We start from the raw sequence: 14,840 nt of genomic DNA, 5'->3' as shown, positions 1-14,840 counted from the left end.
GTATGCCTCCTGGCGGGATGGCCTCCCGACGCCAAAGCGGCGCTTGCTTCGTCGCTTTTCCTCCCAGGAAATCATTGTTGTCCAAATGGCAACTCGTACTACCGCACGAACCCCTCTATGCTGTACGGCAATCTTATGCGAGGGTTCTATGGCACGCTTTCTTATCTGCAGTTTTGCGCTGGTTCTGCTTTATCCATCCGGTATTGATATGTATCTGGTCGGCCTGCCGCGCATTGCGCAGGATCTGGGGGCTAGTGAAGCGCAGCTGCACATCGCCTTCTCGGTTTATCTGGCGGGGATGGCCGCAGCCATGCTGTTTGCTGGCCGTATCGCCGACAAGTCAGGCCGTAAGCCAGTGGCGATTTTCGGCGCCGTTGTTTTCATACTCGCCTCCCTTATCTGCTCGCAGGCGCAGGTCAGCGCCCACTTCCTGGCGGGGCGTTTTATTCAGGGGATTGGCGCCGGCAGCTGCTACGTCGTTGCCTTTGCGGTGCTGCGCGATACCCTCGACGATCGCCGCCGGGCGAAGGTGCTTTCCCTCCTTAACGGCATCACCTGCATTATTCCGGTGCTGGCGCCGGTACTCGGCCACCTGATTATGCTGAAATACCCCTGGCAGAGCCTGTTCTATACCATGACCGGCATGGGCGTTCTGGTGGGACTGCTGTCGATATTTATCTTGCGGGAAACGCGTCCAACATCCGTTCCGCAGGCGGCGCAGCAAAATGTGGCCCTCGAATCGCTGCTTAACCGCTTTTTCCTCAGCCGAATGATCATGACTACCCTCAGCGTGACGGCTATTCTGACCTACGTTAACGTCTCCCCGGTGCTCATGATGGAAGTGATGGGCTTCGATCGCGGGACTTATTCCATGGCGATGGCACTCATGGCGCTAGTGAGCATGGTGGTATCGTTCTCGACGCCGTTTGCTCTGTCGCTCTTTAAACCCCGCACCCTGATGCTGACCTCGCAGGCGCTCTTTTTTATCGCGGGCGTGCTGCTGAGCCTTGCCACCAGCCAGACGATAACGATGCTGGGGCTGGGACTGATTTGCGCCGGGTTCTCCGCCGGCTTTGGCGTGGCGATGAGCCAGGCCCTGGGGCCATTTACTCTACGCGCTGGCATGGCGAGTTCAGTTTTGGGGATTGCTCAGGTTTGCGGCTCTTCACTGTGGATTTGGCTGGCGGCTATCATCGGGCTCAGCGCGATGAATATGCTGATCGGGATACTTATTGCCTGTAGCATAGTGAGTATTGTTCTGATTATGGTCGCCTCTCCGGCGCGGGCCGCGCAACGCTATGAAGAAACCCCTGTCGAGTCTCGATCTTAATTTACTGCTGTGCCTGCAGCTCTTAACTCAGGAGCTCAGCGTTACCCGCACGGCGAAGCGGATGAACGTTTCGCCATCGGCGGTGAGCAAGTCGCTGGCCAAACTCCGAGCCTGGTTTGACGATCCGCTGTTTGTCAAAACGCCTCTGGGGCTGTCGCCCACGCCGCTGATGAGCAGTATGGAGCAGGATCTGGCGGACTGGATGCAGATGGGTAATCAGATCCTCGACAAGCCCCATCACACTATGCCAAGCGGGCTAAAGTTTGAGCTGGCGGCGGAGTCGCCCCTGCTGATGATCCTGTTGAATACGCTTTCACAGCGGATCTACCAGCGCTATCCGCAGGCGCTGATCCGCCTGCGCAACTGGGATTACGATTCGCTGGATGCCATTATTCGCGGCGAAGTCGACATCGGTTTTTGCGGCCGGGAAACCCATCCTCGCTCCCGTGAACAGCTCAGCCTGCTGCCCTGGTATATCGATTTTGAAATCCTGTTCACCGATCTACCGCAGGTATGGCTGCGCGCCGACCATCCCGCGCTGAACGATGAATGGAATCTGGACGCTTTCCTGCGCTACCCGCATATCAATATCTGTTGGGAACAAAGCGATACCTGGGCGCTGGATGATGTTCTGCACGACCTGGGGCATAAACGCACCGTGGCGTTAACCGTTCCGGGCTTTGAACAGTCGCTGTTTATGGCAGCCCAGCCTCATCATACGATGCTGGCCACCGCCCCGCGTTATTGCCAGCGCTACAATCAGCAGCATCATCTGCCGCTGGTCTCACTGCCGCTGCCGCTGGAACCGTCGCAGCTGGAGAAAATACGCGTCCCCTTTACCCTCCTGTGGCATAAGCGCAACAGCTACAACCCGAAGATCGTCTGGCTACGAGAAACGCTGAGACAGCTTTACACTGAACCGCTATAGCGCTGGTTTAGCCCGCCTTGCGCAATAAATTGTAAAATTCATGCGATTTCTCTTTTCAACGGATGATTTCCGCATTAAAACCTGACAATTCTGAGCGATAATATAATTCGCAATTTCTATCATTGACCATTAATCACGGAGCGACGAATGGCAACGCATTTTGCAAGAGGGATACTCAACACCCGGGAACCGCTATCAACACGCCTGTCAGCGGCCTGCCATCAATCCGCCAGGCGCCTGCCTGAGTACCGACAAAGCCGCTATCGCGCTTCCCGGTCACTCCTCGCAGAACTCCTCTTTATGTTGTACGGCATCAGCGAACTACCTGAAATCATTGATGAAGAAAATGGAAAACCCGCATTTCGCGACGAACATCTCCCGCGTTTCTCCATCTCCTATGCCGGAAATATCGTTGGCGTCGCGTTAACCACCGAAGGCGATTGCGGCCTGGGTATGGAATTACCGCACGCCACCCGCGGTTTACACTCCCCGCACGACGCCGACCGCTACGTTTTCAACAGTAATGAGCGTGTATGGATTAGCAATCAGCACGATCCTGACGAAGCTCGCGCTCAGCCTGACGCGCTGCGCAAAAGCGTCATGAAACTGACCGGCGAAACCGCCGTTAACCTACAGCTTCTTCCGGGCTCCGGGCGGTTAAGGACAAGTGGGACGCAGGCAATCGAAGCCGTCTGCGATGCCGAAACGGTGCTGGTCTGGTCCATCGCCGCCAGCCCGGATATCGGTCAGCTGAAAGTCTGGGAATATAATGGTAAAGAGGGCTGGCGCAGCCTGCCCGACGCGCAGGCTCGCGCCAAAGAACCGTCCGCCCGGCTTATGCGCTTTACCCATTTACCGTTAGAAAAAGCCATCTCCCTCAACTGACCGGTTTTCCCGGCCATCATGATGCAAAGGAGCAATTATGTCTGATACGTTGAAAATTGTTACGTTACTCGGAAGTCTGCGCAAAGGCTCTTTTAATGCCATGGTCGCGCGTACCCTCCCCGGCATCGCGCCCGCAGGTATGGCGGTTTCCGCATTACCGTCCATTGGCGATATTCCACTCTATGATGCCGATGTCCAGCAGGAAGAGGGATTCCCACAAAGCGTTCAGGATATCGCGCAGCAAATTCGCGAGGCCGACGGTGTGGTCATCGTGACGCCAGAATATAACTATTCGGTTCCCGGCGGCCTGAAAAACGCCATCGACTGGCTATCTCGTCTGCCGGAACAGCCGCTGGCCGGTAAGCCGGTACTGATTCAAACCAGTTCGATGGGGGCTATTGGCGGTGCGCGCTGTCAGTATCACCTGCGTCAGATTCTGGTATTCCTCGATGCAATGGTGATGAATAAGCCCGAATTTATGGGCGGCATGATTCAGAACAAAGTGGATCCGCAGGAGGGGAAAGTCGTCGATCAGAGTACGCTCGATCATCTGAGCGGACAGCTGAGCGCTTTTGCCGAGTATATTCAGCGGGTTAAGGCCTGACAGACGCCGTCACGCTCGCCAGAAAGGGCGAGTGTGACGGCGCAGGTATTAATGCGCGTCGATAAACACAATCTTCAGTACAAACAGCAGCGAAACCACAATCACGCACGGACTGAGGTCACGCAGGCGGCCGGTACCAATCTTCATAACGCAGTAAGAGATAAAGCCTAAGGCAATACCTTCCGTAATGGAGAAGCTGAACGGCATCATCACGGCGGTAATAAACGCAGGCACTGATTCGGTTAAATCATCCCACTTCACCCGCGCAAGACTGGAGGTCATCAGGACGCCAACGTAAATCAGCGCACCGGCTGCGGCATAGGCCGGGACCATACCCGCCAGCGGCGACAGGAAAATCACCAGCAGGAACAAGAGCCCAACGACCACGGCGGTTAAGCCGGTACGGCCGCCCACGGAAACGCCCGAGGACGATTCAATATAGGCGGTTACGGAAGAGGTGCCGATAAAGGAGCCCGCAACGGACGATACGCTATCGACAAACAGCGCCTGCTTCATACGCGGGAACTTGCCCTGCGCATCGGCCAGACCGGCCTTATCGGTCACGCCGATCAGCGTGCCGGAGGAGTCGAACAGGTTAACCAGCATAAACGAGAAGATCACGCCCGCCAGGCCGAGATTCAGCGAGCCCGCCAGGTCAACATGACCAATCACCGTAGTCACGCTCGGCGGCATGGAAACGATGCCTGTGTAGTGAACGTCACCCAGCATCCAGCCCAGCAGCGTGGTAACCACGATAGAAACCAACACCGCCGCGTGGATGTTGCGGGAAGCCAGAATTGCAATAATAAAGAAGCCAAGAATACCCAGCAGCACGCTGTGGGACGTCAGGTTGCCGATACTCACCAGGGTTTCCGGGTTGGCGACGATAACGCCCGCATTTTTCAGGCCCATCATACCGATAAACAGGCCGATACCGCTGGTGATGCCAATACGCAGGCTAACCGGGATATTGGCAATCATCCAGTAGCGCACGCGGAAAATCGTCAGCAGCAGCAGGCCAACGGCGCCCCAGAAAATCGCGCCCATCCCGACCTGCCAGGGCAAGCCCATCGCCTGTACCACGACAAAAGCAAAGAAGGCGTTCAGGCCCATTGCCGGCGCCAGCGCCACCGGGAGGTTAGCGAACAGCCCCATCATAATGCTGCCGAATGCGGCAATCAGACAGGTTGTGACAAAAACGGCGCTGGTATCCATACCCGCCACGCCGAGAATCTGTGGGTTAACAAAAACGATGTACACCATTGTCAGAAAAGTGGTGAAACCTGCAATCGCTTCGGTGCGTGCCGTGGTGCCGTGTTCACGTAATTTGAACACGCGCTCCAGCAGACCCTGGCCAGATGACTGGCTGGTTTGTTGTTGACTCATTATCGGTTTCCGAACAAAGGAGGGAAAATTCGTCGCTATCCTATACCAAAATGCGACAATAAGGGCGGTTGTGAGATACTTTTTTTCATCGATTTTGCTTATACGGCAACGATTGCGTCTCACCAATCAGCATGACGAAAACGTTAACTTATTAAAATGGAAACGACATGACCCAACCAGAAGCAGTATTTTTCGACTGTGACGGCACGCTGGTCGACAGCGAGGTGATCTGCTCCCGCGCCTACGTTCACATGTTCAGGGAATTCGGCATTACGCTGGATTTAGAAGAGATTTTTAAGCGCTTCAAAGGCGTAAAGCTGTACGAGATTATCGATACTATTAACGCGGAGTACAGCGTTAATCTGGATAAGGCGACCCTTGAGCCGGTTTACCGCGATGAAGTCGCACGCCTTTTTGATACTGAACTGGAAGTCATTTCTGGCGCCCAGGCGCTGCTGGACGCGGTCAACGTGCCGATGTGCGTGGTCTCCAACGGCCCGGTCAGCAAAATGCAGCACTCTCTCGGTAAAACAGGCATGCTGCGCCATTTCCCCGAGCGTCTGTATAGCGGCTACGATATCCAGCGCTGGAAGCCCGATCCGGCGCTAATGCTGCATGCCGCAAAAGCGATGAACGTTAACGTCGAGAACTGCATTCTGGTCGACGACTCCAGCGCAGGCGCGCAGTCGGGGATCGCGGCAGGCATGGAGGTGTTCTACTTCTGCGCCGATCCGCACAACAAGCCCATCGACCATCCGAAAGTGACGACGTTTACCCGTCTGGAAGCGCTGCCGGAACTGTGGAAAGCGCGCGGCTGGCATATTACTCGATAAAAGCCGCAGCGTAGCGCAACCCGGGAGCGTCCCGCCTGCGCTACGCTGAAAGTGGATTACGGTTGACTCAATTCCGCAGCCGCCGCTTTATCAGCCACTATCACCAGGGATGGATGCAGTTTCAGCACTGATGCCGGAACCCGCTCGCTGACTTCGCCTTCAATCACCTGTTTTAGCGCCTGCGCTTTTGCCGCTCCGCTGACGATCAGCAGCAAATTTTTCGCCGCCATGACGCTTTTCGGCCCCATCGTGACGTAGCTATCCGGCACCGCGGAGAAGTCGCCGCCCATTTCGCCGTGCGCGACGAGATCCACCAAACCCCCGATGATAGGAACTTCCACCGTCGCATCGTGGAACCGCGTGGTATTCGGCAAGTTACCGCAAAAATGGCCGTCAGCGCCGAGGCCCATCACCATCAGATCGAGGCCCCCTTCTTCGTGTAACCGCTGGTCGTGATGGATAAAGTTTGCATGGCTGAGCTTGTGAATGTTCTCTTCAGGGATCTGAGCGGGAGTGAAAAACAGGTTGCGCAGATTGGAAATTGTCACGCCTTCGCGATCCTGTCCGCGGAACGGGATCTCGTCAAAATTGTAATAATGGACTTGAGAATAGAACGATTTGCCTTTAATCGCTGCCGTCAGATGTTCATACATTTTCTTCGGCGTACTGCCTGCCGTTACCGCCAGATTCATCCTCCGCGGCGCAGTGATGTAGCCTAAGACATGATGGCTGGCGACCAGGCTCATCTCGGCATAATCTTCCGTCACGATTAACTTCATGTTATTTCCCTGAATATAATGAAGATAAGGAGCCAGCGAACTGACTCCTTCATGTTATTTGAACAACTTCTGTACGAATTCGGCATAGGCGGGACGCCAGACGTCCATTTCATGATTCAGGCCCGGGAACTCGTGGTAGTCAAACTTGATGTTCTGCTTCTCCAGCTCCGCTTTCAGTCCGGCGATATCTTTTCCGGTGACCGCGTCTTTCTCGCCTACGACGACGGTGAAGTTACGCAGCTGCTTATTGATCGCCTGCGGGTTGTTTAGCTGCGCCTCGACGCCGGCATCCGGTACCGTGGTGGTCGTTACGCCGCTGAACGTCGCCAGCCAGCCGAAGCTCTCCAGATGGTTCATTCCGGAGACCAGCGCCTGATAACCGCCCTGCGACAGCCCGGCAAGCGCCCGACCATCCGCGTCTTTACGCACATTAAAGCGGGCATCAATCAGCGGAATAATATCGTTCATCAGCTCTTTATCCGCCGCTTTCGCATTCAGCGGATAGAAGGTTTTACGCCGTTCCTGCGGCGGGAAGTTTTCCGCAACCGCTTCAGGGATATCGGTTTCGGTATCCGGCACCACCACCAGCATTGGCTTGATTTTACCTTCCGCCAATAGGTTATCCATGATTTGCGGGATACGTCCCTGATCGATGGCCGACAGGCCGCTGTCGCCAAAACCGTGATAGAAATAGAGCACCGGCAGCGGCTCGTCGGTACCGGTATAGCCCGGCGGCGTCCACACGTAGACACGGCGTTCAGAATTCAGCGCCTTTGAGTGGTAGGTCAAGGTGCGTAGTTCACCATGAGCCACCGCGCGATCGTCAAGAATGCTGCCGGGGACCAGAATCAGGCTGGTATTCACCTGTCGCTGGGGCTTCTGATAGCGGCTACCGGTATCGACTGAACGGAATCCGTCGACATCAAAATAGTATTCGTAGAGGTTGGGCGCCAGAGCTTCGCTTTTCCATGTCCAGATCCCCTGTTCATCTTTGGCCATATCGTGGGAGACGAAGGTGTCCGGCGTTGCCCCCGTCACCACGGATACCCGTTTTGCATCCGGGGCAAACAGGCGGAAGGTAATACTCTTATCGCCGTTAACCTGCGTAATATACTGGCTGACCGGGATCGCCGCGCTCGGCGTGGCCGGAAACGGCGCAGCATGAGCGGTAAACGCTGCGCCCGCCAGGGCCAGAGCGAAGTAAATAGCATGTCGTTTCATCGTTATTCCTCTTTAGAGTTTTGTCCTGGCCATTGCCAGCCTTACCACCAGATTTCAGCCTGGGCGCCAACGGCAAACTGATCGTTCTTGCCATCTTCAAAAATGCTGCTGGTGTTGCTGTTAGCGGCCTTATCTAGGTCGATATCCTTCGCTTTAATATAAGTAGCATAGAAACGAATTTCCGGGCGTGAGGTCAGCATACTGGTATTCACTTTAAAGGTATGGAACAAGGTGGTTTTGTAGCCGGATTCGTTATATTTCTTGCCGGTGATATCTTTGTTCTGCTGTTTGAAATAGCCCAGTTCGACGCCGGTTTGGTTATATTTATCCCAGATCCAGGCGGGACGAACGACGGCGCGAATAGATTCGAAATCGGAGTGTGCGCCGGTCTCGTAGCTGTAGACATCATTACCAAAGGAGTAAACGATGGCGTTAGCCATAATGATGTCATCACTCAGATAGGTTTCTCCCTGGGAAGTCAAACGAACGGCTGTGCCGTTAGTATGATCGCCATAGTATCTGCCGTTGAATGTGGTATACGGACTGGATCCCGCGTACCGCGAGAAGCTGCTGGCGATGGAATTATTCGCCAGCAGGAATGAAAATTCGTTAAACCCGCCGTTATCGAATTTCTGCGTTAACGACGTTCCCGCCATCCAGGTATCTTTCCATTCATAATACCCATTATTACCTTCATTATATTTCTCGGATGAACTCTGATTTGCCGCGACATACCGGCCGCTGACCATCAATGACGCTTTATCCCAAAGCGGGATCTCTTTATAACGAACATCAATAGTATTGGTGTTAATTTGCTGGCTTTTGGTCAACGTACGGTTGTAGTCATCAACGTCCTCGCGCACCAGCGCAATATCAAACTTACCCGCGCCCACCTTCCAGTTTTCAAGACCAACGCCAGCTGCAGCATCGGTTCTTTGCGTTTTCCAGTCCAGCATCTGGATTTCAATTTTCGGCGCGCCGTGCTTGCCGACCCAGAAATCCGCCTCCGGCGCGAACGGCAGGAAACCTTTGGTATTGACGTACATATCAGAGAACTGCATATAGTTCTCGCCGCCAGCATTATCTCCGAACCAGCCGCTGGAATATTGCTGCCCGACGTTACCGTCTAACATCACGATCGCATCAACACGCCTATTGCCTTCCTGATAGACCCGCTGCTTAAGCTGTAAATCAAACCAGCCAGAGTATTCGTTACCAAAGCGGCCAAGCGAACCAATCGCCCACGATTTTGGCGATCCATGAGAGGCGGTTCCCCAACCGGAACGGTAATAGCCGTTATAGCTGAAGCCAATTTCATCCTTCACAAACTTGCTGAAATCCTTCATCGTTATGGAGCTATAGATAGACTCGCCATTAGCCGCAGGTTGTTCATTTTTCACCAGCACTGCCGCCGGTTTTTGGGCGGCGCGGGCCGGCGCTGGCGGGCTAACAACTTGCTGGGCCGCGCTCGTTTTATTTTCGCCCGGCTGCGTATTGGCGACCCATATTTGATTTCTGGCTTTCTCTTCATCTTTATATTTTTTGAGTTCGGACTGCGTATCCTTAAGCGCCTTTTCCAGAAGTTCAAGGCGCTGCTCAACCGTCAACGATGCCGCCATAGCATGGGTAGAATAAGCGAGCGGCGCCATAATAATAATGGCAGATGTAATCAGATTTCTTCTAAACATAAATTCCCTTTATATAAAATGAGTGCAGCTGAACATCGTGAAAAATAACGACCAGCGCGAGGCATGGTTACCCTCAGACATCCTTGCAGCGTATAAAAAAACCTGAAGAAAACTCTCTGCATAAAACAGAGGCGATTTTCTTCAGGTTTTGCCCGCACGGCGGTAACAACCCCATTCATCTACTGCGAGTGGATTATTTGGCAAAAAAAAACCTGACATCACCAGATTAAAGGTGATGTCAGGTTTTGCCTGCTTACGCAGTAACAATCCGCCGTTTCCATTCGAGCCTTGTAACGACAAGTCACTCGATTGATAAACCGTATTGTTACGCTATAAAAATAAAACCACAATTGGTGAAATTGTTATTTGTGACGACAATCGCACCGTTATTGTTAATGAAAAAAAACTGAAATATATATCATAACTAATTCTGATATGTCCTTTTATCAGAATTAGTCTCTGTGATTTATTACTCTTTGGGGTCTTTCCCCGCCAGCAGTTTATCCAGCTCGTCACCGCCAACATGACGAAAATCCTGACCTTTGACGAAGTAGAAAATATATTCGCAGATATTCTGGCAACGGTCGCCGATACGCTCAATCGAGCGGGCGCAGAACAGCGCGGTCAATACGCTTGGAATAGTGCGCGAATCTTCCATCATATAGGTCATCAGTTGACGCACGATGCCTTCATATTCCTGGTCAACTTTCTTATCTTCGCGATAGATACGCACGGCTTCATCAAGGTCCATACGCGCAAAGGCATCCAGCACATCGTGCAGCATCTGCACGGTATGGCGCCCCAGCGATTCCAGGCTGACCAGCAGCGGCTGATGCTGCTGGGAGAATTTTTCCAGCGCGGTGCGGCAAATTTTATCCGCTACGTCGCCAATACGTTCCAGCTCGGCGATGGTTTTGATAATCGCCATCACCAGGCGCAGGTCGCTGGCGGTTGGCTGGCGCTTGGCGATGATGCGTACGCAGGCTTCATCGATCGCCACTTCCATCATATTGACCTGCTTATCGCCGTCGATAACGCGCTTCGCCAGCTCGCTGTCCTGGTTATGCATAGCGGTGATCGCATCAGAAAGCTGCTGTTCCACCAGCCCACCCATGGTCATGACCTGGGTGCGGATGTACTCCAGTTCAGCGTTGAACTGGCCGGAAATATGTTTGTTAAGGTTTAGGTTATCCATAGTATCTCCTGATTGCCCAATAGGTTAGAGCCTGAAAGCAGAAGGGCAATCAACCGTAGCGGCCAGTAATATAATCTTCAGTTTGCTTCTTAGCGGGCTTGGTAAACAGATCGTCCGTGTTGCTGAATTCAATCAGCTCGCCAAGATACATAAATGCCGTATGGTCGGAACAACGCGCGGCCTGCTGCATGTTGTGGGTCACGATAACGACGGTGTAATCCTGTTTCAGTTCGGTAATCAGCTCTTCAATACGCCCGGTAGAGATCGGGTCCAGCGCCGAGCAGGGCTCATCCAGCAGTAAGACTTCCGGACGAATAGCGATACCGCGCGCGATGCACAGACGCTGCTGCTGACCACCGGAGAGAGAATATCCGCTCTGATGCAGTTTATCTTTGGTTTCATTCCACAATGCGGCTTTGGTCAAAGCCCACTGCACTCGCTCGTCCATATCCGCGCGGGAGAGTTTCTCAAACAGGCGTACGCCAAAGGCGATGTTGTCATAAATCGACATCGGGAACGGCGTCGGCTTCTGGAACACCATCCCCACTTTGGCGCGCAGCAGGGCGATATCCTGGGTGTTGGTGAGAATATTATCGCCATCCAGCAGAATTTCACCTTCCGCACGCTGCTCCGGGTACAGCTCAAACATTTTGTTGAACGTACGCAGCAGCGTGGATTTACCGCAGCCTGACGGACCGATAAATGCCGTAACCTGGTTTTTGGTGATATCCAGGTTGATGTTTTTCAGGGCATGGAATTTTCCGTAGTAGAAGTTCAGATTACGTACTGAAAGTTTACCCGGGGTCGTATTCACCATACTCATCTCGTTCTCTTCCTCATTCGGCGCCGCGTTTCGCCGCGCCGCAAAAATTAACCGTGTTTATTCTTCGCGAAAATAACGCGCGCCAGAATGTTCAGCAGCAATACGCACAGGGTGATAATCAAGACCCCGGCCCATGCCAGTTGCTGCCACTCCGCAAACGGACTCATGGCAAATTTGAAAATCGTCACCGGCAAGTTAGCGATCGGCTGCATCATATCGGTGCTCCAGAACTGATTGGAGAGCGCGGTAAACAGCAGCGGCGCCGTTTCCCCGGCGATACGGGCGATAGCCAGCAGGATACCGGTCATAATGCCCGATACCGATGCCTTCAGGGTGATCGCAGAAATCATTCGCCACTTTGGCGTACCGAGCGCATAGGCCGCCTCGCGCAGGCTGTCCGGAACCAGCTTCAGCATGTTTTCAGTGGTACGAATAACGATAGGTACCTGCAGCAGCGCCAGCGCAATCACGCCCGCCCAGCCGGAAAAGTGCTGCATTTGCGCAACGACGATGGTGTACACAAACAGACCGACGACAATCGACGGCGCGGAAAGCAGGATGTCGTTAATAAAACGAATGACTTCAGCCAACCAGGATTTACGGCCATATTCCGCCAGATAAATCCCCGCCAGAATGCCCAGTGGGGTACCGATAACCGTCGACCACAGAATCAACAATCCGCTACCTGCCAGGGCGTTCGCCAGACCGCCGCCCGCCGTATTTGGCGGCGGGGTCATTTCGGTAAACAGCGCCAGGCTCATGCCGTCGATGCCGCGGGTAACGGTGGACATCAGGATCCAGATTAACCAGAACAGACCAAACGCCATGGTCGCCATCGATAGCGTCAGGGCGAGGCGGTTTTTCATGCGGCGTTTCGCCTGCATTTTTCGGCGAGACTCCGCCAGCTCCGCGGTGGTTTGTAGTTCAATCGTCGCCATTAGCGTGCCCCCTCGTTCTTAGCCAGGCGCATGATCATAAACTTTGATGCGGCCAGAACAATAAAGGTGATAACGAACAGAATCAGACCCAGCTCCATCAAGGCTGCAACGTGCAGTCCGGTTTCCGCTTCGGCAAACTCGTTGGCCAGCGCGGAGGTGATGCTGTTACCTGGCATATACAGCGAAGCGCTATCAAGCTGGTAGGTGTTGCCGATAATAAAGGTCACCGCCATGGTTTCCCCAAGCGCGCGCCCCAGTCCGAGCATCACTCCGCCAATCACGCCGTTTTTGGTAAAGGGCAGAACGATACGCCAGATAACTTCCCACGTTGTACATCCGATACCGTATGCCGACTCTTTCATCATCACCGGCGTCTGTTCAAAGACGTCACGCATAACGGCCGCGATATAAGGAATGATCATGATGGCCAGAATCACGCCCGCCGCCAGGATACCGATACCAAATGCCGGGCCCGCAAAGAGCGCGCCAACGAACGGAATGGTCGACAATACATTGCCAACCGGTTCCTGAAAGTAAGTCGCAAACAGCGGGGCGAAAATAAACAGGCCCCACATGCCGTAAACGATACTGGGGATTGCGGCCAGTAGTTCAATAGCGATACCCAGCGGGCGCTTGAGCCAGGCGGGTGAAAGTTCGGTCAGGAACAGCGCAATACCGAAGCTCACCGGTACGGCGATCAGCAGCGCGATAAATGAGGTGACCAGCGTTCCGTAAATAGGCACCAGTGCACCGAAAATCTGGTTCGGCGCATCCCACTCTTTGGTCCACAGGAAGGCAAAGCCGAATTTCTCAATGCTTGGCCAGGACGAGATGATAAGGGAGACGATGATGCCGCCAAGCATCAATAGCACAATCAGCGCCGCCAGTTTTACCAGCACGCTGAAAATTATGTCACCCTTTTTCCCCGGAGGGTTAAATGCCGGCTTGGTTGCAGCCATACGTTACTCTTCAGTTTCGGGCCAGAAAAAATCGTAGTTTACTGATCTTTCTGGCAAAGGTAATGCCATACCCTAAATAATTCGAGCTACAGGCAAGCGCTGCCAACGCGCCTGTAACTCGAAGTATGACGGGTATTAGTACAGCGCTTTACCGCTGCTATCCTTGACGTTGGTCTTCCATGCCGCGCGAACCTGCTCAACCACGCTTTCCGGCAGGGTTGCATAATCCAGCGCGTTAGCCTCTTTACCGCCGTTTTTATACGCCCAGTCGAAGAACTTCAGCACTTCAGCGGTCTGCTCTGGCTTATTGGAAGCCTTGTGAACCAGAATGAAGGTAGTCGAGGTAATCGGCCATGCGTTGTCGCCTTTCTGGTTAGTCAGATCCTGTGCAAAGGATTTGCTCCAGTCGATTTCTTTTGCCGCGTTAGCAAAGTTATCTTCAGTCGGGCTCACCGGCTTGCCATCGGCAGACAGCAGTTTGGTGTAAGCGAGGTTGTTCTGTTTTGCGTAGGCATATTCTACGTAGCCGATAGAGCCCGGCAGACGCTGAACAAACGCGGCGATGCCGTCGTTGCCCTTACCGCCCAGACCGGTCGGCCAGTTAACGGTTGAACCCGCGCCGATTTTAGATTTCCACTCTTCGTTCACCTTCGCCAGATAGCTGGTGAAAACGAAGGAAGTACCGGAACCATCGGCACGACGAACCACTGCGATATTCTGAGAAGGCAGCTTCATGCCCGGGTTGAGCTTAGCAATCGCTGCGTCATCCCATTTTTTGATCTTGCCAAGGTAGATGTCACCCAGCGTTTTACCGTCAAGCACCAGCTCACCGGATTTCACGCCAGGCAGGTTAATCGCCAGCACCACGCCGCCGATAACGGTCGGGAACTGGAACAAACCTTCCTGAGCCAGTTTATCGTCAGCCAGAGGGGCATCAGAAGCGCCAAAGTCTACGGTGTTGGCCGTAATTTGTTTTACGCCGCCAGAGGAGCCGATACCCTGGTAATTGACTTTATTACCCGTTTCTTTGTTATAGGTATCTGCCCACTTGGCATACACCGGCGCGGGAAAAGTTGCGCCTGCGCCAGTCAGGCTTGCTGCTGCAAAAACAGAGAAAGCGCTCATCGATAAGGTCGCGGCGACAACTGTTGCGACGGTGGTACGCATAACGTTCATAATGTCTCCTGCTGGATTCGTAAACCATTGTTTCGAAGCTATGGTGAGCAAAATAGGACAAACAGGTGACAGTAAAATGTACGAATTATTACAGT

The 14,840-nt window shown here is 53.6% G+C and carries 14 protein-coding genes; 5 read left to right on the top strand and 9 right to left on the bottom strand.

Annotated elements, in window-relative coordinates:
• The first annotated feature begins 148 nt into the window (after positions 1-148).
• The 4 genes from EGY08_RS15030 to EGY08_RS15015 all read left to right on the top strand — a co-directional run bounded on the left by EGY08_RS15030 (position 149) and on the right by EGY08_RS15015 (position 3,747).
• Positions 149-1,330 (top strand): MFS transporter, encoded by a 1,182-nt coding sequence (locus tag EGY08_RS15030; protein WP_123828624.1) that lies wholly within the window; start codon positions 149-151, stop codon positions 1,328-1,330.
• Positions 1,299-2,258, top strand: coding sequence for an HTH-type transcriptional regulator YidZ (gene yidZ, locus EGY08_RS15025; protein ID WP_004126988.1), 960 nt, complete (start codon positions 1,299-1,301; stop codon positions 2,256-2,258). The genes EGY08_RS15030 and yidZ overlap by 32 nt, the downstream gene beginning before the upstream one ends.
• Positions 2,259-2,405: 147 nt before the next feature.
• Entirely contained in the window at positions 2,406-3,143 is a 738-nt protein-coding gene (locus EGY08_RS15020) for a 4'-phosphopantetheinyl transferase family protein (protein ID WP_123828623.1), read from the top strand.
• Between the two features lie 37 nt (positions 3,144-3,180).
• Positions 3,181-3,747 (top strand): NADPH-dependent FMN reductase, encoded by a 567-nt coding sequence (locus EGY08_RS15015; protein WP_123828622.1) that lies wholly within the window; start codon positions 3,181-3,183, stop codon positions 3,745-3,747.
• 48 nt (positions 3,748-3,795) lie between these two features.
• Here EGY08_RS15015 and adeP read toward each other — a convergent pair whose 3' ends face one another.
• Complete coding sequence (adeP, locus tag EGY08_RS15010) at positions 3,796-5,133, bottom strand: adenine permease AdeP (protein WP_004127003.1); 1,338 nt, start codon at positions 5,131-5,133, stop codon at positions 3,796-3,798.
• A 167-nt stretch (positions 5,134-5,300) separates the two neighbouring features.
• Between adeP and yieH the strand changes: the two genes are divergently transcribed.
• Positions 5,301-5,966, top strand: a complete 666-nt coding sequence (gene yieH / locus EGY08_RS15000; RefSeq protein WP_004127005.1) for a 6-phosphogluconate phosphatase — start codon at positions 5,301-5,303, stop codon at positions 5,964-5,966.
• Positions 5,967-6,022: 56 nt separating this feature from the next.
• Here yieH and EGY08_RS14995 read toward each other — a convergent pair whose 3' ends face one another.
• The 8 genes from EGY08_RS14995 to pstS all read right to left on the bottom strand — a co-directional run bounded on the left by EGY08_RS14995 (position 6,023) and on the right by pstS (position 14,745).
• Positions 6,023-6,745, bottom strand: a complete 723-nt coding sequence (locus tag EGY08_RS14995) for a glucosamine-6-phosphate deaminase (RefSeq protein ID WP_004127007.1) — start codon at positions 6,743-6,745, stop codon at positions 6,023-6,025.
• A gap of 54 nt (positions 6,746-6,799) precedes the next feature.
• Positions 6,800-7,966, bottom strand: coding sequence for an esterase (locus EGY08_RS14990; protein ID WP_123828621.1), 1,167 nt, complete (start codon positions 7,964-7,966; stop codon positions 6,800-6,802).
• A 41-nt stretch (positions 7,967-8,007) separates the two neighbouring features.
• A complete protein-coding gene (locus tag EGY08_RS14985) occupies positions 8,008-9,654 on the bottom strand; it encodes a carbohydrate porin (RefSeq protein WP_123828620.1) in 1,647 nt (548 codons plus the stop codon).
• A 469-nt stretch (positions 9,655-10,123) separates the two neighbouring features.
• Positions 10,124-10,849 carry a phosphate signaling complex protein PhoU gene (gene phoU, locus EGY08_RS14980; protein WP_004107251.1) on the bottom strand — a complete coding sequence of 242 codons (726 nt, stop codon included), beginning with the start codon at positions 10,847-10,849 and terminating at the stop codon, positions 10,124-10,126.
• A 49-nt stretch (positions 10,850-10,898) separates the two neighbouring features.
• The gene (pstB, locus tag EGY08_RS14975; RefSeq protein WP_004107254.1) at positions 10,899-11,672 is read right to left on the bottom strand and encodes a phosphate ABC transporter ATP-binding protein PstB; all 774 of its coding nucleotides are present in this window, start codon (positions 11,670-11,672) and stop codon (positions 10,899-10,901) included.
• 47 nt (positions 11,673-11,719) lie between these two features.
• Positions 11,720-12,610, bottom strand: a complete 891-nt coding sequence (gene pstA / locus EGY08_RS14970; protein ID WP_004107257.1) for a phosphate ABC transporter permease PstA — start codon at positions 12,608-12,610, stop codon at positions 11,720-11,722.
• A complete protein-coding gene (gene pstC, locus EGY08_RS14965) occupies positions 12,610-13,569 on the bottom strand; it encodes a phosphate ABC transporter permease PstC (protein WP_004107261.1) in 960 nt (319 codons plus the stop codon). Before pstC ends, pstA begins: the two co-directional genes overlap by 1 nt.
• 135 nt (positions 13,570-13,704) lie before the next feature.
• On the bottom strand, positions 13,705-14,745 hold the full coding sequence (gene pstS, locus EGY08_RS14960) for a phosphate ABC transporter substrate-binding protein PstS (protein WP_004127017.1): 1,041 nt from the start codon (positions 14,743-14,745) through the stop codon (positions 13,705-13,707).
• Between the last annotated feature and the right edge of the window lie 95 nt (positions 14,746-14,840).

Origin of the sequence: Klebsiella sp. FDAARGOS_511 (genome assembly GCF_003812845.1) — a bacterium.
GTDB classification, from domain to species: domain Bacteria; phylum Pseudomonadota; class Gammaproteobacteria; order Enterobacterales; family Enterobacteriaceae; genus Klebsiella; species Klebsiella grimontii.
The sequence above is the reverse complement of the archived record's forward strand: the minus strand, read 5'-3'. Positions and strand labels throughout refer to the sequence as shown.